This is a genomic window from Intrasporangium sp. (genome assembly GCF_039812505.1).
GTDB lineage: Bacteria > Actinomycetota > Actinomycetes > Actinomycetales > Dermatophilaceae > Intrasporangium_A.
Genome location: NZ_JBDIAQ010000001.1, coordinates 57125 through 82623, shown reverse-complemented (window position 1 = coordinate 82623; position 25499 = coordinate 57125). Strand labels below are relative to the sequence as shown.

General features: G+C 72.0%; 23 protein-coding genes and 2 tRNA genes. 11 read left to right on the top strand and 14 right to left on the bottom strand.

The genetic code is table 11. From position 1 onward, the window contains the following. Positions 1 to 35 precede the first annotated feature (35 nt). The 13 genes from WMI84_RS00400 to dnaA all read right to left on the bottom strand — a co-directional run bounded on the left by WMI84_RS00400 (position 36) and on the right by dnaA (position 15077). Positions 36 to 108 (bottom strand) — tRNA-Ala (locus WMI84_RS00400). 26 nt (positions 109 to 134) lie between these two features. Beyond that, a complete protein-coding gene (locus tag WMI84_RS00395; RefSeq protein ID WP_347350002.1) occupies positions 135 to 290 on the bottom strand; it encodes a DLW-39 family protein in 156 nt (51 codons plus the stop codon). 27 nt (positions 291 to 317) lie between these two features. Further along, a tRNA-Ile gene (locus WMI84_RS00390) sits at positions 318 to 394 on the bottom strand. A gap of 119 nt (positions 395 to 513) precedes the next feature. Continuing rightward, positions 514 to 1161 carry a DUF3566 domain-containing protein gene (locus tag WMI84_RS00385; RefSeq protein ID WP_347350001.1) on the bottom strand — a complete coding sequence of 216 codons (648 nt, stop codon included), beginning with the start codon at positions 1159 to 1161 and terminating at the stop codon, positions 514 to 516. Next, positions 1158 to 3800, bottom strand: coding sequence for a DNA gyrase subunit A (gyrA, locus tag WMI84_RS00380; RefSeq protein ID WP_347350009.1), 2643 nt, complete (start codon positions 3798 to 3800; stop codon positions 1158 to 1160). The genes WMI84_RS00385 and gyrA overlap by 4 nt, the downstream gene beginning before the upstream one ends. Positions 3801 to 4023: 223 nt before the next feature. Then, positions 4024 to 6129, bottom strand: coding sequence for a DNA topoisomerase (ATP-hydrolyzing) subunit B (gyrB, locus tag WMI84_RS00375; protein ID WP_347350008.1), 2106 nt, complete (start codon positions 6127 to 6129; stop codon positions 4024 to 4026). 358 nt (positions 6130 to 6487) lie between these two features. Next, positions 6488 to 7063 carry a DUF1697 domain-containing protein gene (locus WMI84_RS00370; protein WP_347350000.1) on the bottom strand — a complete coding sequence of 192 codons (576 nt, stop codon included), beginning with the start codon at positions 7061 to 7063 and terminating at the stop codon, positions 6488 to 6490. Beyond that, positions 7060 to 8490, bottom strand: a complete 1431-nt coding sequence (locus WMI84_RS00365) for a protealysin inhibitor emfourin (protein WP_347349999.1) — start codon at positions 8488 to 8490, stop codon at positions 7060 to 7062. Before WMI84_RS00365 ends, WMI84_RS00370 begins: the two co-directional genes overlap by 4 nt. 113 nt (positions 8491 to 8603) lie before the next feature. Next, positions 8604 to 9164, bottom strand: coding sequence for a DciA family protein (locus WMI84_RS00360; RefSeq protein ID WP_347349998.1), 561 nt, complete (start codon positions 9162 to 9164; stop codon positions 8604 to 8606). Further along, on the bottom strand, positions 9161 to 10528 hold the full coding sequence (recF, locus tag WMI84_RS00355; RefSeq protein WP_347349997.1) for a DNA replication/repair protein RecF: 1368 nt from the start codon (positions 10526 to 10528) through the stop codon (positions 9161 to 9163). The genes WMI84_RS00360 and recF overlap by 4 nt, the downstream gene beginning before the upstream one ends. 7 nt (positions 10529 to 10535) lie before the next feature. Beyond that, positions 10536 to 11609: a phosphogluconate dehydrogenase (NAD(+)-dependent, decarboxylating) gene (gene gnd / locus WMI84_RS00350; RefSeq protein WP_347349996.1), complete on the bottom strand. Its 1074-nt coding sequence runs from the start codon at positions 11607 to 11609 to the stop codon at positions 10536 to 10538. A 125-nt stretch (positions 11610 to 11734) separates the two neighbouring features. Further along, on the bottom strand, positions 11735 to 12862 hold the full coding sequence (dnaN, locus tag WMI84_RS00345; protein WP_347349995.1) for a DNA polymerase III subunit beta: 1128 nt from the start codon (positions 12860 to 12862) through the stop codon (positions 11735 to 11737). Between the two features lie 676 nt (positions 12863 to 13538). Then, positions 13539 to 15077 (bottom strand): chromosomal replication initiator protein DnaA, encoded by a 1539-nt coding sequence (gene dnaA / locus WMI84_RS00340; protein WP_347350007.1) that lies wholly within the window; start codon positions 15075 to 15077, stop codon positions 13539 to 13541. 489 nt (positions 15078 to 15566) lie between these two features. Between dnaA and rpmH the strand changes: the two genes are divergently transcribed. From rpmH to WMI84_RS00290, 10 genes are all read left to right on the top strand, one after another. After that, positions 15567 to 15704, top strand: coding sequence for a 50S ribosomal protein L34 (gene rpmH / locus WMI84_RS00335; protein ID WP_171784913.1), 138 nt, complete (start codon positions 15567 to 15569; stop codon positions 15702 to 15704). A gap of 9 nt (positions 15705 to 15713) precedes the next feature. Beyond that, positions 15714 to 16076, top strand: a complete 363-nt coding sequence (rnpA, locus tag WMI84_RS00330) for a ribonuclease P protein component (RefSeq protein WP_347349994.1) — start codon at positions 15714 to 15716, stop codon at positions 16074 to 16076. After that, a complete protein-coding gene (gene yidD / locus WMI84_RS00325) occupies positions 16073 to 16348 on the top strand; it encodes a membrane protein insertion efficiency factor YidD (protein ID WP_347349993.1) in 276 nt (91 codons plus the stop codon). The genes rnpA and yidD overlap by 4 nt, the downstream gene beginning before the upstream one ends. A gap of 97 nt (positions 16349 to 16445) precedes the next feature. Next, the gene (gene yidC, locus WMI84_RS00320; RefSeq protein WP_347349992.1) at positions 16446 to 17432 is read left to right on the top strand and encodes a membrane protein insertase YidC; all 987 of its coding nucleotides are present in this window, start codon (positions 16446 to 16448) and stop codon (positions 17430 to 17432) included. Between the two features lie 307 nt (positions 17433 to 17739). Beyond that, positions 17740 to 18270, top strand: coding sequence for a R3H domain-containing nucleic acid-binding protein (locus WMI84_RS00315; RefSeq protein WP_347350006.1), 531 nt, complete (start codon positions 17740 to 17742; stop codon positions 18268 to 18270). Positions 18271 to 18375: 105 nt separating this feature from the next. Next, positions 18376 to 19149, top strand: a complete 774-nt coding sequence (rsmG, locus tag WMI84_RS00310) for a 16S rRNA (guanine(527)-N(7))-methyltransferase RsmG (protein WP_347349991.1) — start codon at positions 18376 to 18378, stop codon at positions 19147 to 19149. 93 nt (positions 19150 to 19242) lie between these two features. Next, the gene (locus tag WMI84_RS00305; RefSeq protein ID WP_347350005.1) at positions 19243 to 20385 is read left to right on the top strand and encodes a ParA family protein; all 1143 of its coding nucleotides are present in this window, start codon (positions 19243 to 19245) and stop codon (positions 20383 to 20385) included. A gap of 148 nt (positions 20386 to 20533) precedes the next feature. Then, positions 20534 to 21709, top strand: coding sequence for a ParB/RepB/Spo0J family partition protein (locus WMI84_RS00300; protein ID WP_347349990.1), 1176 nt, complete (start codon positions 20534 to 20536; stop codon positions 21707 to 21709). Between the two features lie 4 nt (positions 21710 to 21713). After that, the gene (locus WMI84_RS00295) at positions 21714 to 22571 is read left to right on the top strand and encodes a DNA-formamidopyrimidine glycosylase family protein (RefSeq protein ID WP_347349989.1); all 858 of its coding nucleotides are present in this window, start codon (positions 21714 to 21716) and stop codon (positions 22569 to 22571) included. An 88-nt stretch (positions 22572 to 22659) separates the two neighbouring features. After that, the gene (locus WMI84_RS00290; RefSeq protein ID WP_347349988.1) at positions 22660 to 23577 is read left to right on the top strand and encodes a metallophosphoesterase; all 918 of its coding nucleotides are present in this window, start codon (positions 22660 to 22662) and stop codon (positions 23575 to 23577) included. Between the two features lie 61 nt (positions 23578 to 23638). On the opposite strand, the gene WMI84_RS00285 is transcribed toward WMI84_RS00290, so the two are convergent. Continuing rightward, positions 23639 to 24661, bottom strand: a complete 1023-nt coding sequence (locus WMI84_RS00285) for a glutathione S-transferase C-terminal domain-containing protein (protein WP_347349987.1) — start codon at positions 24659 to 24661, stop codon at positions 23639 to 23641. 80 nt (positions 24662 to 24741) lie between these two features. Here WMI84_RS00285 and WMI84_RS00280 point away from each other — a divergent pair, with 80 nt between their 5' ends. After that, positions 24742 to 25428 (top strand): GNAT family N-acetyltransferase, encoded by a 687-nt coding sequence (locus WMI84_RS00280; protein WP_347349986.1) that lies wholly within the window; start codon positions 24742 to 24744, stop codon positions 25426 to 25428. The last annotated feature ends 71 nt before the right edge of the window (positions 25429 to 25499 follow it).

Sequence of the window (25499 nt, the reverse complement as noted above, 5' to 3'; positions counted from 1 at the left end):
GCGACTTGCAAGCCGTTGACCTGCACGAACGTGAGTGGAGCCAAGGGGACTCGAACCCCTAACCCCCTGCTTGCAAAGCAGGTGCGCTACCAGTTGCGCCATGGCCCCGAGCGGCGATCAGGCGCCGCGGGCCGTCATGCCTGCGGCTTGGGCTCCCCGGGCGTGGCCGGCGGGATCGGGTCGGTCGCCTGGGCCCAGAGGTCCTGCTCGGCCTGCTGGTCCTTGGCCTTCTTGCGCAGGTAGGCCACCCCAGCGGCGGACGCTGCGATCAGGGCGAGACGCTTCCACATGGGCTGGTCCTCTCGATGCGGTGGTGCTGGTGGGCCTAGGAGGACTTGAACCTCCGACCTCTTCCTTATCAGGGAAGCGCTCTAACCGTCTGAGCTATAGGCCCGTGGTCACCGACAAGCGGCCAGGATCAGCAGACCCGGGCCGAGGGATCACGTTACCGGATCGGTCCGCGCCGCACCAAAACCGGGTATGCCGCTCGCCCGGCCTCGCGTGCCCGCATCGTCAGTCGTCGGTGAGGGTGAGCTGGACGCCTCCGACGAGCGCGGAGCAGATGTTGTACAGGAACGCGAAGATGGTCGCGATCGCCGTCATGAGGATCACGTCGATGACACCGATGACGATGGACAGCGACACGATCCGGCCGAAGCCGATGTAGTCCTTGATCGAGAACGGGTTGCTCGTGGCGGTCTGCAGGCTCTGCAGCACCCCCTCGATGTCGTTGAAGACGTTCATCGTCGACAGGATCATCCATAGCACCGCGGTGAGCACGACCCCGGCGATGCCGATGGCCACCGAGAGCAGGAAGCTCATCTTCATCACCGACCACGGGTCGACCCGGGCGACGGCCAGCCGCACCCGCCGGGGCCCCTTGCGGGCCGGGCGGGCCTGGGCCGCGGTCTGGGTCGAGGCCGGTGCCGGGCTGGTGATGCGAGCCTGGCCGGCACCGTGCGTCTCGCTCGAGCTGCCCGCCTCGCCGGTCCGCACGGCCTGGGTAGGGGCGGTCTGCGTGGGCCCGACGCTGCGCTGCGCGGCCGACGCACCCTTGGGCCCGGCCGGGCCGGGCGAGGCGCCGGCTGCAGTGTGCCGCGTCGAGGAGCCCGGTCCGTAGCCGGCGCCGGCCGGCACACCCTCAGAGCTGCTCGTGCTCACTCGTCACCTCTGCTGTCGCTCTCGGAGCTGTCACCCCGGTCGTTCGTGTTCTCGTCAGACGGTACGCCATCGACCGTGGAGACCGCTGTTTGCGCGCCCGTGGTGACACCCGCGGTTTCACCGGTCTCGTGAGGCTGGTCCGGCTCCTCGTCGTCGTCCTCGTGCTCGGACTCGGCGTTGCGAGCGACGGCCACGATCGAGTCACCGCGGTCGGGAGTGGCGAACTTCACGCCCATGGTCGACCGTCCCGTGACCCGCACCTCGTCGACCCGCGACCTGACGATCTTGCCCTTCTCCATGACGACCATGACCTCGTCGCTCTCGTCGACGATCAGCGCGCCGACCAGGTCGCCGCCCTTGTCGGACAGCTTGGCCACCTGTACCCCGAGCCCGCCGCGGCCCTGGATCCGGTAGTCGGACACGGGCGTGCGCTTGGCCAGCCCGTTCTCGAAGACGACGAAGACGTCGGGTTCCTCGCCCTCCTCCACGACCGACATGGACAGCAGGCTGTCGCCGCGGCGGAACTTCATCCCCGTGACCCCGGAGGTGGCCCGCCCCATCGGTCGCAGCGCGTCGTCGGTGGCGTGGAACCGCAGCGACTGGCCCTTGCGAGACACGAGCAGCAGGTCGTCGCGGGACGAGAGCAGGTCGGCACCGACCAGCTCGTCCCCGTCGCGCAGGTTGACCGCGATGACCCCACCGGAGCGTGGCGAGTCGTAGTCACCCAGCCGGGTCTTCTTGACCAGGCCGCGCCGGGTCGCCAGGACGAGGTAGTCGCCCGCGTCGTAGTCGCTGATGGCCAGCACCTGCGCGATCCGCTCGTCGGGCTGGAAGGCCATCAGGTTGGCCACGTGCTGGCCCTTCGAGTCGCGCGAGCCCTCGGGCAGCTCGTACGCCTTGGCCCGGTACACCCGGCCCAGGTTGGTGAAGAAGAGCAGCCAGTGGTGGGTCGTCGTGGTGAAGAAGTGCTCGACGACGTCCTCGCCGCGCAGCGTGGCCCCGCGCACCCCCTTGCCGCCGCGCTTCTGCGAGCGGTACTGGTCGACCCTGGTCCGCTTGGCGTAGCCGCCCCGGGTGATCGTCACGACGACGTCCTCCTCGGGGATCAGGTCCTCCACCGACATGTCGCCGTCGTAGGGCACGATCGCGGTACGCCGCTCGTCGCCGTACTTGTCGACGATGCCCTGCAGCTCCGTCGAGACGATCTCGCGCTGGCGCTCCGGCGAGGCGAGGATCGCGGTGTACTCGTCGATCAGGGCCTGCAGCTCGTCGTGCTGCTCGACCAGCCGCTGCCGCTCCAGGGCGGCCAGCCGCCGCAGCTGCATGTTGAGGATCGCGTTGGCCTGCACCTCGTCGATCTGCAGCAGCCCGATCAGGCCCGCCCGCGCGTCCTCGACGGTGGCGCTGCCCCGGATCAGCGCGATCACCTCGTCGAGCATGTCGAGGGCCTTCAGCAGCCCACGCAGGACGTGGATCTCGGCCTCGGCCTTGGCCTTGCGGAACCGCGTGCGCCGGACGACGACCTCGATCTGGTGCTCGACCCAGTGCCGGATGAACGCCGAAAGCGGCAGGGTGCGGGGCACCTCGTCGACCAGCGCGAGCATGTTGGCCCCGAAGGTCGTCTGCAGCTGGGTGTGCTTGTAGAGGTTGTTGAGCACCACCTTGGCCACGGCGTCGCGCTTGAGCGTGATGACGAGGCGCTGCCCGGTGCGTCCGGAGGTCTCGTCGCTGATGTCGGAGATCCCGGCGATCCGCCCGTCCTTGACCAGGTCGGCGATCTTCATCGCGAGCTGGTCGGGGTTGACCTGGTAGGGCAGCTCGGTCACCACGAGCGCCTGCCGGCCGCGGATCTCCTCCACCTGCACGATCGCGCGCATGATGATCGACCCGCGCCCGGTCCGGTAGGCGTCCTCGATCCCCTTCCGACCCATGATCAGGGCCCCGGTCGGGAAGTCGGGCCCCTGCACGATCCGGATGGCCTCCTCCAGGAACTCCTCGCGGGGCAGGTCCGGGTGGGCCAGGTAGTACTGGGCGGCGGCGGCGACCTCGCGCAGGTTGTGCGGCGGGATCTGCGTGGCCATGCCGACCGCGATGCCGGCCGAGCCGTTGACCAGCAGGTTGGGAAACCGGCTGGGCAGCACCGTCGGCTGCATCGTCTTGCCGTCGTAGTTCGGCACGAAGTCGACCGTGTCCTGCTCGATGTCGCGCACCATCTCCATCGCGAGCGGCGCCATCCGGCACTCGGTGTAGCGGGGCGCGGCCGCCCCGTCGTTCCCGCGTGAGCCGAAGTTGCCCTGCCCGTCGACGAGCGGGTAGCGCATCGACCAGTCCTGCACGAGCCTCACGAGCGCGTCGTAGATCGCCGAGTCGCCGTGCGGGTGGTAGTGGCCCATGACGTCGCCGACGACCCGCGCGCACTTGTTGAACCCGCGCTCGGGCCGGTAGCCGCCGTCATACATCGCGTAGACGATGCGCCGGTGCACCGGCTTCAGGCCGTCGCGCACGTCGGGCAGCGCGCGCGAGACGATGACCGACATCGCGTACTCGATGTAGCTGCGCTGCATCTCGGTGTTCAGGTCGATCGGCTCGACGCGGTCGTGCTGGCCGGGTTCCCGTTCGACCGGGGCGGTGCCCTGCAGGTGGCTCTGGTCCTCCTCGGGGGGCTCGTTCCCGTCGCTGGGAGGCAGGTCGTCGCTCACGTCGGTTCCTTCGTCGTACGGTCGGTTTCAAGCTCAAGGGGTATGCCGCTCACCGGGCTTCCCGTCCAACGCGCCGTTGTCTCGCGGCCGGGTTCTCGGGGACCCACGGGGGTGCCTGCCGCCCGCGGCCGGGAGCTCCCGTGTGTCGGCATCCGGGCTGGTGCTAGATGTCCAGGAAGCGAACGTCGCGGGCATTCTTCTGGATGAAGGTGCGGCGTGACTCGACGTCCTCGCCCATGAGCACCGAGAAGACCTCGTCGGCCTTGGCTGCGTCGTCGAGGGTCACCTGCAGCAGCGTGCGCGTCTCGGGGTCCATCGTCGTCTCCCCGAGCTCGGTGTAGTTCATCTCGCCGAGGCCCTTGTAGCGCTGGATCGGGTTGTCCTTGGGCAGCCGCCAGCCACGGGCCTCGCCCAGCTCCTTCAGGCCGTCGCGCTCCCGGTCGGAGTAGGCGAACTGGTGGGGCGCGTTGCTCCAGCGCAGCCGGAACAGCGGCGGCTGGGCGAGGTAGACGTAGCCGGCCTCGATGAGCGGGCGCATGAACCGGAACAGCAGCGTCAGCAGCAGCGTGCGGATGTGCATGCCGTCGACGTCGGCGTCGGCCATCAGGATGATCTTGTGGTAGCGGGCCTTGGCCAGCTCGAAATCCTCGCCGATCCCGGTGCCGAAGGCCGAGATGAGCGCCTGGACCTCCTGGTTGGACAGGATCTTGTCGATCCGGGCCTTCTCGACGTTGAGGATCTTGCCGCGGATCGGCAGGATCGCCTGGGTGTGCGGGTTGCGCGCCTGGGTGGCCGACCCGCCCGCCGAGTCACCCTCGACGATGAACACCTCGGAGGCGCCCGGGTCCTTGGACTGGCAGTCCTTCAGCTTGCCGGGCAGCCCGCCGGACTCGAGCAGCCCCTTGCGCCGGGTCGCCTCGCGGGCCTTGCGGGCCGCCATCCGCGCCGCAGCCGCCTGGACCGCCTTGCGCACGATGTCCTTGCCCTCGCTGGGGTGCGACTCGAGCCAGTGCCCGAACTCGTCGGTCATGGCGCTCTGGACGAACCCCTTGACCTCGGAGTTGCCGAGCTTGGTCTTGGTCTGCCCCTCGAACTGGGGGTCGGCCAGCTTGACCGAGATGACCGCGGTCAGGCCCTCGCGGACGTCGTCGCCGGTGAGGTTGTCGTCCCTGTCCTTGAGCAGGTTCTGCTTGCGGGCGAACTCGTTGACCAGCTTGGTCAGGGCCGCGCGGAAGCCCTCCTCGTGGGTGCCGCCCTCATGGGTGTTGATCGTGTTGGCGTAGGTGTGCACCGACTCGCTGAACGCGGTCGTCCACTGCATCGCGACCTCGAGGCTGAGCGACTTGGCGTCGTCCTCGGTCTCGAAGCTGATCACGTCGGGATGGACCGGCTCGTTGCGCTTCGACCCGTTGAGGTGGTGCACGTAGTCGACCAGGCCGCCGTCGTAGCGGTAGGAGACCCGCTTGGCGGCGACGACCTTGGTCGTGCCCTCGGGCACGGCCGGGTCCTCGTCGTCGCGCTCGACCTGCTCGATGACGTCGTCGACGTTGTCGAGATCCTCGTCGGCGTCGTCGGGCGCCTGCACGACGCGCTCGTCGACCAGGTTGATGGTCAGGCCCTTGTTGAGGAAGGCCATCTGCTGGAACCGGGCCCGGATCGTCTCGAAGTCGTAGTGCGTGGTCTCGAAGATCTCGGGGTTGGCCCAGAAGGTGATCGTGGTGCCGGTCGCCTGGGTCTCCTCCATCTGCTGCAGCGGTCCGGTCGCCACGCCGTGCTCGAAGCTCATCCGGAAGGCGTGGCCCTTCTGCCGGACCGCGACGTCGAGCCGGGACGAGAGGGCGTTGACGACCGAGGAGCCGACGCCGTGCAGCCCGCCGGACACCTTGTAGCCGCCCCCGCCGAACTTGCCGCCGGCGTGCAGCTGGGTCAGCACGAGCTCGACCGCGCTGATGTGCTCGACCGGGTGCAGGTCGGTCGGGATGCCGCGGCCGTTGTCCTTGACGCGCACCGCGCCGTCGGCCATCAGGGTGACGTCGATGGTGTCGGCGTAGCCGGCCAGGGCCTCGTCGACCGCGTTGTCGACGATCTCCCAGACCAGGTGGTGCAGGCCGCGCTCGCCCGTCGACCCGATGTACATGCCCGGGCGCTTGCGTACCGCCTCGAGCCCCTCGAGGACGGTGATCGCACTGGCGTCGTAGTCGACGCCGTTGGGCTTGTGGTCCGGGTGCAGGTGTCGCAGGTAGGGGTCGTCAGCGAGCGGCTCTGGCATCGGGTCGGCCTCGGACACGTCTCTCCTTGCTCGTCGTGCACTCCCGGTGGCGCCGGCCGCACAGCAGTTGTGCGGCAGTCGTGCGGCGACACCGGGGCGGCTCGACGCGATGGTCGAGCCGCAACCCCTCCATCCTACCGTCCGAGTGGCCGGGAGCATGCCGTGCGCGGCCCGGAACCGCCGTCGAGACGCCCAGCGGTGGGCCCCGCCGGGGGGAGGGTCACGACCGGGGCTCCCAGCGCGCCTGCGCGACGTTTCCGCGGGGCCGGCAGGCGGCGGGTCAACGTGGGCCGGCGCAGTCGGCCAGCCCGGGCAGCCCGAGTCAGCGCGGCGGGCCAGGCGTGCGGCCGGGTGCGCGTCAGCCCCCGAGCAGGGCCACCAGCCTCGTCACGGTCGCCCAGTTGCGGAAGGTGCCCGGCACGCTCGCCCCCTCGTCGTCCCGGATCCGGCCGAGCAGCGGCGCGAGCCGACTGCGGCCGAGCCCGTCGGGGGTGTGCAGGTAGACCACGGCCCCGTCGACCGCGACCCGGTCGTGACTGCCCTGCTCGTGAGCCAGCTGCTGCGCCCGGCGGGCCTGGGCGGCATACGCCGGCCCGAGCGGGTGCGGGAAGAAGCCCGCGTGCAGCTGCCTGGGCTCGGTCACCTCCGGGAACGGGTTGCCGGCGCGGACCGTCCGGAGCTGGGCCGCCGTCAGCACCACGGTCGCCGGACGGAAGCCGGCCACCTGCCCGATGGCCGCCTCGAGCGTGTGGGCCAGGGTCGCCGGGTCGGCCGGCGTCCCCGGGGTGAACACGGCGTTTCCGCTCTGGATGTAGGTGACGACGTCGCGGTGGCCCAGGCCCTCGAGCACCTCCCGGAGCTCGGACATCGGCAGCTTGCCGGTGCCGCCGACGTTCACGCCGCGCAACAGCGCGACGTGGGTCGGCCCGGTCACTGGCGCAGGGTGCGCTCGAACAGCTGGTGGATCGCCTCGGGCAGGTGCGGCTCGGCCACCGTGACCTCGAGCCCGGCCTGCGGGCAGGTGATCGAGTAGCTGAACATGTCGGGGTGACCCCCCTGCTCGCCGGCGATCTGGTCCAGGGTGGGCACCCCCAGCAGCTGCTGCCAGTTCTTGGTGTCGCGCTCGGGCAGGTCGCCCAGGCAGAACGGGCGCTCGCGGACGATGCCGGCGAAGCCGCCCGTGCGCCGCAGCACGACCTGGGCGTCGGGCCCGGCCAGGCCCCGGTCCAGGCCGCGCGGCGCCGCGCGGCTCGCCGCGGGGGCGCGGCCGCCGTCGTCGGCCAGGACACCGACGGTGACCCAGCCGTCGCGCACGGCGCCCTGCTCGGCCGAGCCGTCGCCGTACCTGCTCGCGGCCGCGGCGACTGTGAGCCCGGCGAAGGTGGCGAAGTCGCAGTCGGCCCGGATTGCGTCGCCGGTCAGCACGGCGTACCAGACCGGCCCGATCGTCTCCCACGCCGACCCGCCCACGGTGAGGCAGGCCAGGGTGAAGGCCCGGTTGGGGATGCCGGAGTTGATGTGGACCCCGCCGTTGTCCTCGGTCGTGTCGACGTAGTGGTCCATGTCGGCCGGCTGCGGGTCCTTGCCGAGCCGCGGGTCGTCGTAGGCGGTGCCGGGGTGGTGCATGTCGCGCAGGGCCCGGCCGTGCACGCCCGGGGCGAGCAGCTCGGCGCCGATGAGCCAGTCGGCCTGCTCGGCGCTCTGGCCCAGGTGGTGCTGCTTGACGAGGCTGCCGAAGACGTCGGACACCGACTCGTTGAGCGCGCCGGACTGGCCCCGGTAGAGCAGGCCCGCGGTGTGGGCGGTGACGCCGTGGGTCAGCTCGTGCCCGATGACGTCGACGCTCTTGGTGAACCGCTCGAAGACGATACCGTCGCCGTCGCCGAAGACCATCTGGGTGCCGTCCCAGAAGGCGTTGTCGTAGCTCTGGCCGTAGTGGACGGTGGCCAGCAGCGGCATGCCCTTGCCGTCGATCGAGTTGCGGTCGTAGACGTCGTCGTAGAGGTGCCAGGTGTAGCCGAGCGCGTCGTAGGCCTCGTTGACCGCGGGGTCGGCGACCGGCGGCTGGCCCTCGGTGCGGACGGTGCGCCCGGGGGTGGTGGTCTGGTTGTCCGCGTCGCCGATGGTGCGGTCGAGCCCGGGCGCCTGCGTCCCCGGCGCGGGGTGCTCGGCGCGGGTCGCCGGTGGTCCCGCGGTCCGCAGCCCGGACGGCTGGTAGCCGAGGGGCGGCAGGAACCGGCCACCGGTGCGCAGCCGTCGGTCGTGGTGCAGTGACTCGCGGGCCCGTCGCGCGAGGGCGTCGTCGTCGCCCTGGGCCAGCTGCTCGAGAAGATAGGGCGGGATGATCGATGGGCACCTCATGGGTCCAGTGTGGTCCGGACCGCCGACATTCGCCTCCCCCGGCGCGTCGAGAGGCCGGAGGTGGGCCGCTGGCCCGGTGCCGACCGGGAAGGGCGCGCGCCGGACGGGTCCGCTCAGCCGTACGTGTCGCGCGGCCCGCGGGAGTCGGGGGACCGCAGCCGGCCGCGCCGCCAGGACGGTCCGCCCGGGCCGCGCACCCTCAGCTCGGTCACCACGCCGGCGCCGACCTCCGCGCCGATGCGGGCCAGCACGTGCGAGGCCAGCAGCCGCATCTGGGTGGCCCATGCGGTGGAGTCCGTGCGCACCGTGAGGAGGCCGTCGGTGAAGGACACCGGCTCGACGTGCTGGGCCACGTCCGGGCCGACGATCTCGTCCCAGCGGCCCAGCACGGAGCCGACGGTGACGTCGAGCTGCCACCCCCTGTCCGCGACCAGCCGGTCGAGCTGCTCACCGAGCAGGCTCGGGTCCCGGCCGTCGCGGTCGGCCCCGGACAGGATCACCCCGGACCCGGTCGGACGCACCCGTCGCCTGGGCCGCATCCCGGGTCGCAGGCCCTTCTCGAGCGCGTCGGCCCGGGCCCGCGCCAACGCCGCGGCCGCGGCGTCCTCGGGTGGCGGTGGGCCGGCGGACTCGGCGGCGGGCCGGGGCCGGGGTTCGGCCGGGCGGTCACTCACGGCGGGTCACTCACGGCGGGTGCCGGGTCGCCGAGCCGGTCGGGGCGAACCGGGCCGGACGCCACCTCGACCCGGTCCTTCGCGAACGGACCGGTCGGGAGCAAGCCGTCCGGCAGTCCGGCCCGCTCACCCTCGAACGGACCGTTCGGGCCGGTGGGGGCGACGTGGCCGAGCTCGACCTCGAACGTGGCGCCCTGCCGCCGGAACCGGTCCGGCACGTCGGCGACGACCGCGGCGGTGACGATGACCTGCTCGCAGTCGGCGACCAGCTCGGCCAGCCGGGCGCGGCGCCCGGTGTCGAGCTCGGCGAAGACGTCGTCGAGGACCAGCACCGGGTCCTCGCCGAGGTCGCGCCGCAGCAGCCGATAGGCCGCCAGCCTGAGCCCGAGTGCCAGGCTCCAGGACTCGCCGTGGCTCGCATAGCCCTTGGCGGGCAGGTCCCCGAGCGTGAGGACGAGGTCGTCGCGGTGCGGCCCGACGAGGCACACCCCTCGCTCGACCTCCTGGTCGCGCACCCGCGTGAGGCTCTCGAGCAGGGCGGCGCGCAGCTGCTCTACCTCGGGCACCGCACCGGAGGCGATCGGCCCGGCCGCCTCCTCGTGCAGCGAGCTGCGATAGGTCGCCCGGACGTTCGCCCGGCTCTCGGACACCGCGTCGTAGCACTCGGCCAGGTCGGGCCCGAGGTCGCGCAGCAGCCGCAGCCGCGCGTACAGCAGCTGGGCCCCGACGGTCGCCAGGTGGGCGTCCCACACGTGCAGGGTCTGCAGCACGGACGCACGGGCCTGCTGCTCACCCTCCGGGTCCGCTCGCGGGGTATGCCGCTCGCCGCGCCTCCCGCGCCCGCTCCGCAGGAGGGGCACGGCCTGCTTGAGCAGGGCGCCGCGCTGGCGCACCACCTTGTCGTAGTCGGACCGGACCGCGGCCCAGCGGGGCTGGCGCTGCACGAGCAGCTCGTCGAGGAACCGGCGCCGCTCGGCCGGCTCGCCCTTGACGAGCGCGAGGTCCTCGGGAGCGAACAGCACGGTGCGCAGCGTGCCGAGCACGTCGCGGGGGCGCGACACCGGGGACCGGCCGAGCCGGGCGCGGTTGGCCCGCCCGGGGGTGATCTCCAGCTCGACCAGCGTCTCGCGTTCGCCGCGCACGACCAGGCCACGTACCACCGCCCGGGTGGTCCCGAACCGGACTAGCGGCTGGTCGCTCGCCACGCGATGCGAGCCGAGGGTCGCGAGGTAGCCGATGGCCTCCACCAGGTTGGTCTTGCCCTGCCCGTTGCGCCCGCAGAGCGTGGTGACCCCCGGGTCGAGGGCCAGCTCGGCGCTCGGATAGCTGCGGAAGTCCGCCAGCGTCAGGTGTCGGACGTACACGACCCGGCTAGTCCGGCTGCGGTGCCGGGCTCGCCCCGGCCGAGGCCCCGGATACCGGCCCGGTGAGGTCGACGTAGGCGGTCGGCGCGGGCCGGGCCGCCAGGGGGCGCTCGGCGTCGGCCTTCTCGTCGATGCCCTTGGCCGCGACGTGCTGCGCCGCCGAGGTGGGGCCCTCGCCGCGTCGCAGGGCCTGGCCCTCCTCGATCGTCATCACCTCGTGCCCGCCGAACGCGCCCCGCAGCGCGGCGACGGCCTGCATCGTCGGGGAGATCTCCTGGCGCGAGCCGTACCGGGCGAACAACGCCGCCGAGATCACCGGCATCGGCACCTCGAGCGCGACGGCCTCCTCGACGGTCCACTTGCCCTCGCCGGAGTCGACGGTGTAGTCGGACACGCCGGCCAGGGTGGGGTTCTCGGCCAGCGCACCGGTCATCAGGTCGAGCAGCCAGGACCGGACCACGGTGCCCCGGCTCCACGCCTTGAACGCGCCGGGGACGTCCTTGACGATGTCCTTGCGCACGAGCAGCTCGTAGCCCTCGGCGTAGGCCTGCATGAGGCCGTACTCGATGCCGTTGTGCACCATCTTCGTGTAGTGGCCGGCTCCGACGTCGCCGGCGTGGACGAAGCCCTCGTCACGCGGGCCCTCGGGGCGCAGCGCGTCGAAGATCGGCATCGCGTGCTCGACCCAGCGCTCGTCGCCGCCGACCATCAGGCCGTAGCCGTTGGCCAGCCCCCAGATGCCCCCGGACACCCCGCAGTCGAGGTAGCCGATCTGTTGCTCGCCGAGCACCTCCGCGTTGCGGAAGTCGTCGGTGAACCGGGAGTTGCCGCCGTCGATGACCAGGTCGCCGGTCGCGAGCAGGCCGCTGAGCTGCTCGACCGTGGAGCGGGTGGGCGCACCGGCCGGGACCATGACCCAGACGGTGCGTGGCGCCGTGAGCGCCGCGACGAGATCCGGCACGCTCGCGACGTCGGAGACTGCCGGGTTGCGGTCGTAGCCGACGACCTCGTGGCCGGCGCGACGCAACCGTTCGCGCATGTTGCCACCCATCTTGCCGAGACCGATGAGTCCGAGCTGCATTCGCCTGCCTTCCTGACGGTGTGAACCGGCGGGTCCACAGTTCCGCCCGGGCCGGGCGGGTGCCTCCGAGGCTACGCCTGCCGAGCGACATCCCCTCGGTCAGGGCGGATCCGGCGTGCGGCGGCTCAGCTGGCGAAGCGGACCGGCATGAGCACGTACCGGTAGCCCTGGTCGGACTCGCCCTCGGCCTCGGCCTGGCCGGTGAGCACTGCCGGGCGGCTCGGCTGGGTGAACGAGAGCCGGCTGAACGCGGTGCCCACCGCGTGCAGGCCGTCGAGGAGGAACTGCGGGTTGAACGCGATCTGGATCTCGGGGCCGGTCAGGCTCGCCTCGACGGCCTCGGAGGCCTGTGCGTCGTCGCCGCTGCCGGCCTCGATCGAGACCTGGCCGTCGGTGAAACCGAGCAGCACCGGGGTGTTGCGCTCGGCGACGAGGGCCACGCGGCGGACGGCCTCCTCGAGCAGGTCGGTGGCGATGACTGCCTCGGTCTCGAGGTCTGTCGGGAAGATCGAGGCGACCTTGGGGTACTCGCCGTCGAGCAGCCGGGTCGTGGCCCGGCGCCGGCCCGCCTCGAAGCCGATCAGCCCGTCGCTGCCGGAGCCCAGCTCGAGCTCGATGGAGCCCGCGGCGCCGAGGGCCTTGGCCATCTCGGACAGCTGCCGAGCCGGGACGAGCGCGACGTGGTCGATGCCGGAGGTGACCGGGCTCCAGGTGAGCTCGCGCATCGCGAGTCGGTAGCGGTCGGTGGCCAGCAGGGTCATCCGCTCGTCCTCGATCTGCATGCGCACGCCGGTCAGGATCGGCAGGGTGTCGCCGCGGTCGGCCGCGACCGAGACCTGCGCGACGGCCTGGGTGAACACGTCGCCCGCGACGGTGCCGCTGGCCTCCGGGGCCGCCGGCAGCGTCGGGTAGTCGGCGACGGGCATCTCGCGCAGGCTGAAGCGGGACGAGCCGCACACGAGGTTGACCTTGCTGCCGTCGGTCGACACGTCGACCGGCCGGGCCGGCAGGTTGCGCGCGATGTCGGTCAGCAGCCGGCCGAGCACGAGCACCTCGCCCGGCTCGGAGACGTCGGCAGGGACGGTGATCCGGGCCGAGACCTCGTAGTCGAACGCCGAGAGCGTGAGGGTGCCGGCCAGGTCCGCCTCGACCAGGACGCCCGCGAGCACGGGTACCGGTGGCCGCGCCGGCAGGCCCCGCGCCACCCAGGTGACGGCGTCGGCCAGGACTTCACGGTCAACCCGGAGCTTCACGTCACCCTCGCTTCGTCAAAGGACGGACCACTGGGGCTCAGACACTAGTCGCCCGTGCGCCCACGGCACCACCCGGCCCCACGGCACCTGGAGCGCCCGGTCCGGTCGGGCCGTTTCCACACTCGTTCTCGGGGCGCGCCCTCTTCTGGGAGGTCTCGTAGTGGTCGTCGGTGCTGTGGATCGTGTGGATCGCTCGCAGCGGGGCACGTCACCGGGCGTGTCGGGGTGTGGACGAGGCTGTGGACGGTGAGGTGCAGCCGGGGCGTGGCTGTGGACGACGGCGCGCCATCCACAGCGCGGATCGCCCGACGGACGGGTCCTTCCCCGCGCCGGACCAGGTTTTCCACAGGTGTCCGTGGTTGCCCACAGGGGCTGTGCAGGCGCAGGTCCGGGTCCTCTTGCATGGCCGCGATGGGCCCAGCCTCGGCGCGGCACCTTGGGGACGAGGTCTCCACAGGTTTTTCCACAGGGTGTGGAGGATTGGTCGGGAGCAACCCGGCTCCCAGGTCTCGCCCGTTGTGGAAAACCTGTGGGCAGAGAAGGTCACGGGGCGCCCGACGTGGCCCGGGGGCAGCTCGGGAAACGGCGCCGGGAGGAGGGCTCGGGGGGACGGGACGGATCGGGGGGACGGGACGGCTCGGGCGTGGGGGGTGCTCTGCAGGGTTCGGTCGGACGCTCAGTGGGTCTGTTGCCGGATCCGGTTGGTCAGCTCGGTGACCTGGTTGTAGATCGCCCGGCGCTCACCCATCAGCTCGCGGATCTTGCGGTCGGCATGCATGACTGTGGTGTGGTCGCGGCCGCCGAAGTGCTGGCCGATCTTCGGCAGCGACAGCTCGGTCATCTCGCGGCAGAGGTACATCGCGATCTGTCGCGCCGTGACGAGCTGGCGCGACCGGGAGGAGCCGCAGAGGTCGTCCATCGTGACCGCGTAGTACTGCGCCGTCACGGCCATGATCGTGGCCGCGGTGACCTGGTTGGGCGTCTCGTGGGGCAGCACGTCCTTCAGGACCATCTCGGCCATGACGCGGTCGATCGGCTGCCGGTTCAGGTTGCCGAAGGCGGTGACCCGGATCAGGGCACCCTCCAGCTCGCGGATGTTCGTCGAGAAGTTGCTGGCGATGTACTCGAGCACCTCGTCCGGCACCGACATCCGCTCCTGGATGGCCTTCTTGCGCAGGATCGCGATGCGTGTCTCCAGGTCCGGGGGCTGCACGTCGGTCAGCAGGCCCGACTCGAACCGGGTGCGCATCCGGTCCTCGAAGCCGGAGAGCTCCTTCGGCGGCAGGTCGCTGGTGATGACGATCTGCTTGTTGGCGTTGTGCAGGGTGTTGAAGGTGTGGAAGAACTCCTCCTGCGTCTGCAGCTTGCCCTGCAGGAACTGGATGTCGTCGATGAGCAGGACGTCGACGCTGCGGTGCCGGGCCTGGAAGGTGCTCGCCTTGTCGTCGCGGATGCTGTTGATGAAGTCGTTGGTGAACTCCTCGGAGTTCACGTAGCGCACCTTCACGCCGGGGAACATGGAGCGCGCATAGTGGCCGATGGCGTGCAGCAGGTGGGTCTTGCCCAGCCCGGACTCGCCGTAGATGAACAGCGGGTTGTACGCCTTGGCGGGCGCCTCCGCGACGGCGACCGCGGCCGCGTGCGCGAACCGGTTCCCCGCGCCGATGACGAACGTGTCGAAGGTGTACTTCGGGTTCAGCCGGGTGTCACCCGGGACACCCGGGTCCGGCCGGTGCCGCAGGGGACCCGGGCCGCTCTCGCCTGCGGTCGGGAGCGGCTCGTCGAGGTCGGCCCCGTTCAGCGCCGGGGCGTTCTCGCGCAGGTCGCTGAGCCGGTCAGCGGACCCGACGAGGTGCAGGTGCGAGCCGTCGCGGCGCCCGAAGGTGTCGGTCGTCGGGTCCGGGCCGGGCGCCGGCTCCTCGACCAGCAGGCCGAAGTCCTGCTCGAGCGCCTCGTCGACCGAGACCGCGAGCTGGACGGGCTGGCCCAGGTGCAGCGAGAGCGCGTCCGTCACCTGACCTCGGACCCGGTTCTCGAGGAAGTCCTTGGTGAAGGGGTTCGGCGCCCGCACGAGCGCGGTCTGGTCGAGGACCCCGACGAGCCGGCAGAGCCGGACGAAGGCCCGGTCCTGGTGGGGCAGTCCGACCGTGTCCAGGGTCGCAAGCGTGAGCTGCCAGACCTGTCCGTAGTCGACGTCGTCCGAGGTCACCGTCACTTTCACCGTCCCTGACTCTTCCCTGTCGGCGGGCTCCACGACCGGGCTGCATGCCGCACTGTCGGCCGTTGTCCACACGGTTGTCCACAAACTGTGTATACAGGGTGAGCCGTGCAGGGGTGCGCGCAGGGACCGTGAGACACGAAACCTAACGCCTTCGGCAGGACCTGACAACCGCACGGGAGGAAACCTCCGGGATGCCCGGCGTGTCGCCTTGCCTACCGGGCCGTGTCGGCCCCTCGCCACGCTGTGCGCGGCGCCGGACGGTGGGTTTGACCCTCCTTCGGCGGCTCCCGTATCGTGGTGGACGGCCTCTCGGCGACCTCTTTCGCATGCCCGTGGCGCCGACCTGGACCCAGTCGCGCAGACTGACCCCTCAGAGTCATCCATGGGCTTGCCGATTGCGGTCGCCGACCGCCCGAAGCCATGTCCAACGGGTTCACTGTGCGTCCTGCGCGCGGCAGCCCCGCGATCCACACGGAGTAGCACGTGAGCAAGCGCACGTTCCAGCCGAACACCCGACGCCGAGCCAAGACGCACGGCTTCCGCCTGCGGATGCGCACCCGCGCCGGTCGCGCGATCCTGGCCAACCGTCGTCGCAAGGGCCGCACCGAGCTGTCGGCCTGAGGTGACCCGGTGCTGCCGGCACGTCATCGCCTGCGCGCGAGCGCAGACTTCACGTCGACGGTGCGCGGCCCCGGGGCACACAGAGTGGGCGGACGGCTCCTCGTCGTGCATGCCAACCGGACCGGTGCGCGGGCGGGCCTACCGCCGCGTGTCGGCTTCGTGGTGTCCCGCGCGGTCGGCAACGCCGTGACCCGCAACCGCACCAGACGCCGGCTGCGCGCGAGCGCGGCGAGCCGGCTGAGCGTCATACCCCTGGGGTGCGACCTCGTCGTACGCGCCAACCCGGCGGCCGCCACGGCGAGCTACCACGAGCTCGACGCGGCGCTGGCGCGCCAGCTCGCCCGCGTGCTCTCGCCCGTGAGGGTGCGATGAACCGCATCCTGTCCGCGCCGTTCGTCCTGCTCGTGCGGCTCTACCAGCTGTTCGTCTCACCGCTGCGCCCGCCGACCTGCCGCTTCTACCCGTCGTGCTCCACGTATGCCGTCACCGCGCTCACGCGCTTCGGTCCGGTCCGCGGTGGCTGGCTCGTGCTGTGCCGTCTCGGCCGGTGCAACCCGTGGAACCCCGGGGGCATCGACCACGTTCCGGACAGGTGGGAGGAGCGCCACTCGGAGCAGCTGCACCAGATCCGAACCACCGGGTGATCCGGCCGGCTCGCCCCGACCGGACACCTGCTGCACCCGACCCGGTCACCCCGACCACCCTTGGTGAGCCTCTCACCGCCGTCACAGAGGGACCACGTTGATCGACTTCTTCAACACCCTGCTCTACCCGATCAAGCTCGGGGAAGCCTGGGTGATGTACGCCTGGCACTGGCTGTTCGACGTCATCGGCCTGCCCACCGGCTGGGCCTGGGCGCTCTCGATCGTCGGGCTGACCGTCGTCGTGCGCGTCCTGCTCTTCCCGCTGTTCGTCAAGCAGATCCACTCCTCGCGCCAGATGCAGCTCATCCAGCCCGAGATGCAGAAGATCCAGAAGAAGTACAAGGGCAAGCGCGACCCCGAGTCGCAGAAGGCCCAGCAGCAGGAGATCATGGCGCTGTACAAGCGCACCGGGACAAACCCGTTCAGCAGCTGCCTGCCGATCCTGATCCAGAGCCCGTTCTTCTTCGCGCTCTTCCAGCTGCTGAACAACCTGCGGGCGATCGCCGAGGGCAACCCCAACGGTGGTTCCCCGATCGGTCCGATCACCCAGCAGGTCGCCGCGACCATCGAGTCGTCGAACATCTTCGGTGCCCGACTGTCCGACCACTTCCTCGGCACCGAGTCGCTCAACGTCAAGATCCTGGCCGGCGTGCTCATCGTGCTGATGTCGGTCACCACGTTCACGACCCAGCACCAGCTGATGCGCAAGAACATGCCCGCCTCGGCGCTGGACAACCCCTTCGCCAAGCAGCAGAAGATCCTGATCTACCTGATGCCGTTGTTCTTCGCCATCTCCGGCGTGAACTTCCCGATCGGCGTCCTGATCTACTGGCTGACCACCAACGTGTGGTCGATGGGCCAGCAGTTCTACGTCATCCGCAAGATGCCCGCACCGGGCTCGGCGGCGTACAAGGCCATGGAGGACCGCGACCGGCGCAAGGGGCGGGCCACCAAGCACGTGACCGTGCCCGGGCTGCAGGCCGGCAGCGATACCGAGGTGGCAACCGTGGTCGAGGAGCCCAAGCCCAGACAGCGCCAGCAGCCGGTGAGCAAGAAGCGGAGCAAGAAGAAGGGGCGCACCTAGCGGCCCTTCCCCCAGGACCAAGGTCAGTCCCGCGTCCGCGGCCAGGCATCGGTGCGGTGCCCCGGCGGTCGTCGACGCGGCGGAACAAGGAGAACCAATGAGCGACAGCCCGCAGCGGCAGGAGCCGGCCGAGCCCGACACCGAGGCCGAGCTTCGCCCCGTGTCGGCACCACCACCCACGGACGGCCCGGCCGCCGGGGTGGCCCCGGTCCCCAGCGAGGGCCCGGAGCCGACGGAGGGGCCCGTGCGCGGGTCGGACGAGCCGCCGCCGGCCACCCCCGCCGACCCGGTGGCGCCTGTCGACCCGCTGGCGACCCCGACGGGTGACGCCGCGACCGGGCAGGCGGGCGGCTCGCGTCGGGCCGCGCGGATCCAGCAGCTGGAGCGCGAGGGCGAGGTGGCCGCCGACTTCCTCGAGACGCTGCTCGACATCGCCGACCTCGACGGTGACCTCGACGTCGACGTCGACGGGGATCGCGCGGTGGTGGCCATCGTGGACTCGGACGAGGGGCGGGTGCCGCGCCGGCTGGTGGGCACCGACGGCAAGGTGCTGGAGGCGCTGCAGGAGCTGACCCGGCTCGCGGTGCAGGCCGAGACCGGTGAGCGCAGCCGGCTCATGCTCGACATCGCCGGGCACCGGGCCGCCCGCCGGGCCGCCCTGGTCGAGCTGGCCCACGAGGCGATCGCGGCGGTGCAGCAGACGGGAGGCCGCCGCGAGCTGGAGCCGATGTCGGCCTTCGAGCGCAAGGTCGTGCACGACGAGGTTGCGGCCGCCGGACTCGTCTCCGAGTCCGAGGGCGTCGAGCCGAACCGGTACATCGTCATCAAGCCGGGCTGAGCACCGCCGCGCCCGACAGGACAGGACAGGGGCCGAGCCCGCCCGGGAGCCGTTTGCGGCAGGCAGAGGGGAGCACAGGTGAACGCGGGATCGGACCGGCCCGCGATGCTGCCTCCACCGCCGGCTCCGTCCCGGGCCGAGGAGGTCTTCGGGCCCCGGCTCGGGACGGCCGAGCGGTACGTGGCCCTGCTCGCGACCACCGGCATCGCGCACGGTCTGCTCGGGCCCCGCGAGGGGCCCCGGCTGTGGGAGCGCCACGTGCTCAACTGCGCGGTCCTCGCCGACCTGATCCCGGCGGCTGGACCGGGCCGGCGGCTCATCGACGTCGGGTCCGGAGCGGGGTTGCCCGGCCTGGTCCTGGCGATCACCCGCCCTGATCTGGAGGTGCACCTCGTCGAGCCGCTGGCCCGGCGGACCACGTGGCTCACCTGCGCGGTGGCCGAGCTCGCGCTGTCCAACGTCACCGTGCACACCGCTCGGGCCGAGTCCCTCTGGGGCGAGCTGACCGCGCCATGGGTGACCGCTCGTGCGGTCACCGGGATCGTCCGGCTCGCCGAGTGGACGCTGCCGCTGCTCGACGTCCCGGGACAGCTGCTGGCCCTCAAGGGCGGTCACGGCAGGACGGAGCTGGCCCGGGCCGAGGGAGAGCTGCGCCGCCTCGGGGTGGGACGTGCCGAGGCCATCGCAATCACCGACCCCGCAGGAGTCGGCGAGACGACCGTGCTTCGGCTCGTGCTCGACCGGTCGGTCGACGTGCGGTCGTTGCGGGCCGGCGGCCGCACGAGTGCCGGCTCGGCACGCCGGCGGCAGGACCGCCATCGGGGCAGACGCGACGGTAACGTGACCGGTCGTGGTGCGAGAGTGCGGCGCGGTGGCTGAGGTGCAGCCCGCCGCGGACCGGGTCAGGTACGACCGGCTGCCCATCCCGATCGAGCTCCCGGAGGTGGAGTCCCAGTGACCGTGTCGAGCAACCTGGGCTGGCCGGATGCCGAGTCGGCGGGCGAAGTGGATCGCCGCCTCGGCTGGCCCGACCCGAGAGCTGCCGTTTCACGTGAAACGCCTGTCGACCTGCCGGACGCTGCGGAACCCGGGCCGAAGGGCGGGGAACACGAGGCGGCGGATGACCCACCGGCCGGGGACGAGCCGGTCGAGCGCCCGGAGGACCCGCAGGATGACGTGGAGGCGGCCGATGCGGCCCGGGATCGGGCCGAGCTCGCCGCGGAAATCCCTAACGTGGGACCGGACACCCCCGTCGCGCAGGAGCTGGCAGAGAACGCGCGGCGACGCATCCGGCTGACCGGACGGGCCTTCCCCAAGCCGGCCGGTGGCACCCGGGTGCTGACGGTGGCCAACCAGAAGGGCGGGGTCGGCAAGACCACGACCGCCGTCAACACCGCCGCGGCCCTGGCGCAGTCCGGGCTGCAGGTCCTCGTCGTCGACCTCGACCCGCAGGGAAACGCGAGCACCGCGCTCGGCATCGACCACCACGCCGACCTGCCCTCGGTCTACGACGTGCTGGTCCGGGACAAGCCGCTGGCCGAGGTGGTCCAGCCCTGCGCGGCCGTCCCGGGCCTGCGGTGCGCACCCGCGACTATCGACCTGGCCGGGGCCGAGATCGAGCTCGTCTCCCTCGTGGCCCGCGAGTCCCGCCTGAAGCGGGCCCTGCAGGCGGCCGCGCTCGAGGAGCAGGGCTACGACTACGTCCTGATCGACTGCCCGCCGAGCCTGGGACTGCTCACGGTCAATGCCCTGGTGGCCGCCGAGGAGGTGTTCATCCCGATCCAGTGCGAGTACTACGCGCTGGAGGGCCTCTCGCAGCTGCTGAAGAACATCGAGCTGGTCAGGTCGCATCTCAACGCGGCCCTGCACGTGTCGACGATCCTGCTGACCATGTACGACGGCCGCACCCGTCTGTCGGCCCAGGTCGCCGAGGAGGTGCGCGAACACTTCCCGGAGCAGACGCTGCGCACGACCGTGCCCCGTTCGGTCCGGATCTCGGAGGCGCCGAGCTTCAGCGAGACGGTGATGACCTACGACCCGTCGAGCAGTGGTGCCCTGGCCTACCTGGAGGCGGCGAGCGAGATCGCGCAGCGGGGGGCGGCGGGCGCGATCTGACCGGTCCGGTCGGTGTTTCACGTGAAACATGGGACCTGATCGGGGAAACAACAGCTCTGCCCCTCGGAGCGCCGCCCGGATGCGAGACGGCGCGGCGCCTAGACTGCGGGAGGCGCCGCAGGCGCGCCACGCACAGGAGGAGTGGGCCATGGCGGACAAGCGGCAGGCGCTGGGGCGCGGGCTGGGGGCGCTGATCCCGAGCGCGCCACCCGGCCCGAACGGCCGCCCGGTCGACGTCTTCTTCCCGGCTCGGCAACCGGGCGCGACCGGCGGCGTGCCGCAGGAGATCGGGGCGCCGCCCGAGGACGAAGCCGGACCCGACGGTGCCCCGGCCGTCGCGCTCACGCGCACCGACCGGCCGGGTGACCCCGAAGCGATGGGAGCCGGGGCCGCTGACGGCGCCCGGTCCGAGCGGAGCGACCCGGCGGGACACCCGGACCCGGCCGACAGCAGCCTCGCGCCCGTGCCCGGCGCGGTTTTCGCCGAGGTGCCGGTCACGGCGATCCGGCCCAACCCGAGGCAGCCCCGCACGATCTTCGACGCGGACGAGCTCGCCGAGCTGGTGCAGTCGGTCAACGAGATCGGCATCCTGCAGCCCGTCGTGCTCCGCTGGATCGCGGCGGAAGCGTCGGACGCGCCGGCCGACACCGCCGCGGGCGGCCCGGACGGCAGCGTCCGGTACGAGCTCGTGATGGGCGAGCGCCGCTGGCGGGCGGCGCAGGCAGCCGGCCTCGAATTCGTCCCGGCCATCATCAAGGACACCCCGGACGACGAGCTGCTGCGCGACGCCCTGCTGGAGAACCTGCACCGCACCGCGCTGAACCCGCTCGAGGAGGCTGCCGCCTACCAGCAGCTGCTCGAGGACTTCGGGTGCACCCAGGACGAGCTCGCCACGCGGATCGGGCGCTCGCGGCCGCAGGTCTCCAACACGCTGCGCCTGCTGCGGCTGCCGCCGCTCGTGCAACGACGGGTCGCGGCCGGGGTGCTCTCCGCGGGCCACGCCCGTGCCCTGCTGGGCCTGACCGACGCCGCCGCGATGGAGCGACTGGCCCAGCGGATCGTGGCCGAGGGGCTGTCCGTGCGAACCGTGGAGGAGATCGTCACGCTCGGCGACGCGCCCACGGCGCCGCCCGCCCGGCAGCACGCCCGCCCCGGCACGCGGCACCCCCAGCTGGACGACTACACCACGACGTTGGCGGACCGCCTCGACACCCGGGTGGGGATCACCTTGGGCCGCCGCAAGGGGAGGATCACCGTGGAGTTCGCCTCGGTCGAGGATCTCCAGCGGATCCTCACGCTGATGGGCGTCGAGGACCTGGGCTGACCCGGTGCCGGAGGGCCACACGATCCATGCCCTGGCCGCTCGCCTGACCCGTGCGTTCGGGGACCGTCGCGTCTCCGCGACCAGCCCGCAGGGACGGTTCGCCGCGGACGCCGCTCGGCTGGACGGACGCGTCCTGGAGGACGCGACCGCCGCCGGGAAGCACCTGTTCGTCGAGATCGGGGACCGGATCCTGCACGTCCACCTCGGCCTGATCGGCACCTTCCCGGTCATCCCTTTTGCTCACCAGCCGCCCGCCCCGGCCGGCACGGTCCGGTTGCGGCTGGTCGGGGCGCAGCACTACGCCGACCTGCGTGGTCCGATGGTCTGTGCGCTCGTCGACCGCGACACCCGCCGGTCCGTCCGGGCCGCGCTCGGCCCGGACCCGCTCGATCCGGCCGCCGCCCCCGAGGTCGCCCTGGCGAGGATCCGGCGTACCAGGCGGGGTATCGGCGCCCTCCTGCTCGACCAGGCCGTGCTCGCCGGGATCGGCAACGTCTACCGCTGCGAGGTGCTGTACCGGCACCGGATCGACCCGCTCACCCCCGGCCGCGAGCTGGCCGTCGACCTGTGGTGGGAGATCTGGTCGGACCTCGTCCGGCTGCTCCCGCTGGGAGTGGCGTTCGGGCAGATCCTGACGCTGGACGACCAGGTCGACGAGGCGGAGCGAATTGTGGCCGACGGCAGCGTGCGCCCGATCACCGCGGCGCTGACCGGTGAGCGGCTCGGGGAGTTCTTCGAGCGCCGCTTCGCCACCTACCACCGGGCGGGCGAGACCTGTGACCGGTGCGGGAGCACCGTGGTGGGCCAGAAGGTGGCCGGTCGGATGCTCTACTGGTGCCCGGGCTGTCAGACCCGGCGCTGAGCCGGGCGCGCGGTCGGCACAGGCTCGCGCCAGTCCAGCCGTCGCGACGGCGCTGAGCGGGCGCATGAGGTCGGCATAGGCTCGCGCCATGGCAGTCGCCGCGACGACCCGGATCCCGACGCACGTCATCGCCCACCTGTCCGACCCGCACCTGCTCGCCGACGGCACGCTGCTGCACGGCCGGATCGACACCGCGGCTCAGCTGCGGGCCGCGCTGCACCGGGTCGAGTCGACCGACCAGCGCATCGACCTGCTCGTGCTGTCCGGGGACCTGACCGACACGGGTGACCCGGCGGCATACCGGCTGCTGCGCGAGCTGGTCGAGCCCGTCGCCGCGCGGCTGCACGCCGCCGTCGTGTGGACCGGCGGCAACCACGACGAGCGACGCCCCCTGGCCCAGGTCCTCTTCGGCGTCGACACGGACGCGCCGCAGGACACCGTGACGACGGTGCGCGGGTTGCGCGTGATCGCACTCGACACGGCCGTGCCCGGTCACCACGACGGGGGCCTGTCCGACGAACAGCTCGACTGGTTGGCAAGGCAGCTCGCGACCCCCGCCCCGCACGGGACCGTCCTGGTCATGCACCACCCGCCGATCGCCTACCACTCCCCGTGGATGCAGCTGCTCGACTTCCGGGAGCCGGACCGGCTGCGCGCGATGATCGGCGGCTCGGACGTTCGGGCGATCCTCGGCGGCCACCTGCACGTGACCAGCTTCGGCACCCTTGGGACGGTCCCCGTCTTCGTCGCCGGCGGCGTCTGCTACGTCGACGACGCCGGCGCGCCGCCGGAGCGGCTGATGGCGCTCGACGGCCCCCAGTCCTGGAACCTCGTCGAGGTGCACGACGACCAGGTCGTCGGCTCCGTGGTCCCGGTCGCCCGGAGCGAGACCTGGCCGGCGCTCAACGACGAGGTCCGGGCCTATCTGGCGGCCGTGCCGACCGACCGCCGCAGAGCCGTGTTCGCCCGCAAACACCCGCCGCCCGACCGGTCCGGTGAGGCCTGAGCCCGAGACACCCGGCCACTCCGCGGGTGCGCTGCCGCCCAAGGCAGCCCGGCGGCATTCCCTAGGCGTGCACCGCCGACAGCACGGGGTTGTGCGCCGGGTCGACAGGCTCGCGCACCGGCCCCGGTGGGGTGCCGTCCCCGAACGGCGAACCGCCCAGCTCCTCGCGGTGGTGGGGGGTTGCCCACCCGCTCAGGTCCGGGCCGAGCGGCACGATCCCGGTCGGGTTCACGTCGTGGTGCACGACGTAGTAGTGCTGCTTGATGTGCGTGAAGTCGACCGTGTCGCCGAACCCGGGCGTCTGGAACAGGTCGCGCGCGTAGGCCCAGAGCACCGGCATCTCCGTCAGCTTGCTCCGGTTGCACTTGAAGTGCCCGTGGTAGACCGGGTCGAAGCGCACCAGCGTGGTGAACAGCCGCACGTCCGCCTCGGTGATGTGCTGGCCGACCAGGTAGCGCCGGGTGCGCAGCCGCTCGGACACCTCGTCGAGCCGGTCGAACAGGCGCCGGTAGTTCTCCTCGTACGACTGCTGCGAGCCGGCGAAGCCGCACTTGTAGACGCCGTTGTTGATGTCCTGGTAGATCGGCTCGGCGACGGCCTCGATCTCGTCGCGCAGAGCCTCGGGGTACAGGTCGGGCGCGCCCGCCCGGTGCAGGTCGACCCACTGGGTCTCCAGGTCGACGGTGATCTGCTTGAAGTCGTTGGTCACCACGGCGCCACTCGGGACGTCGACGATCGCCGGGACGGTGATGCCGCGCGGGTAGTCGGGGTCGCGCCGGAAGTAGGCGTTCTGGATGCGCGGGATGCGCAGCACCGGGTCGAGGCCGTCGGGGTCCAGGTCGAAGGTCCAGCTGCGCTTGTCGTGCGTCGGCCCGCAGATGCCCATCGAGAGCGCGTCCTCGAGGCCGAGCAGGCGCCGCACGATGATGGCACGGTTGGCCCACGGGCAGGCCCGGGCCACGACGAGCCGGTAGCGACCCGGCTGCACCGGCCAGCCGTCGCGGCCGTCGCGCGTGATGCGGTCGGTCAGGTAGCGGGTGTCTCGGGTGAAGGACTTCTCGACGTAGGTGCCCGGTTCGCTCATGCCTCCCACCGTAGTTCGGGTATGCCGCTCACCCCGCACCGGCGCAACTGCCCCCTTGCGGACGTGGGCAGAATAGGGACATGGACGGGCCGGTGGCACGGGTGGGCAGACGCGAGGTCCGGCTGCTCACTCCCGACACGGTCGCCGACCTGGTCGGCTCCTGCGCCCCGTGCACGTACTGGCAGACGCTCCCGCGCAACGGCTACCGCGGGGGTCCCGAGCCGCTGACGCTGCTCACCGAATGGGTCCGGGCCGTGACCGACGACTGGGGGCCGCCCGGCCGGGTGGTCTACCTCGAGGGTGCCCCGGTGGGACACGTCCTGCTCGCCCCGGCGCGCCATGTCCCGCGGCTGGCCGCCTTCGCCACCGGGCCGTCGGACCCGGCCACCGTCATGCTCGTGGCGCTGGCGGTGGCCGACCGGTCGCGCGGGCGTGGGCTGCGCAAGACCCTGGTCCAGGCCGCCGCCAAGGACGCCCTGCGGCACCGGGCGCGGTCACTGGATGCGATCGGGGCCCGCCCCAGCGCACTCGGCCACCACCCGTGCATCCCCGAGCTGGCCGACCTGCAGCGGGCCGGTTTCCACGTCCAGCGTGAGCACCCGAGCTACCCGCGCCTGCGGCTCGACCTGCGCAACGCGCTGACCCTGCGGGACGAGGCCGCCGAGCTGCTGTCCCGAGCCCTGGCCCGGGTGCCCAAGGTGCACCCGGTACCGGAGACGCCGCACCCCGACGGGGCGACCCGGGCCCGCGTTCGCGACCGGGGCTGAGCCCACCGCATCCTCCGTCCGGGGGATGCCGTCCTCGTCCGGACCCGACCCGAGCGCACCCGGCCGGCCGA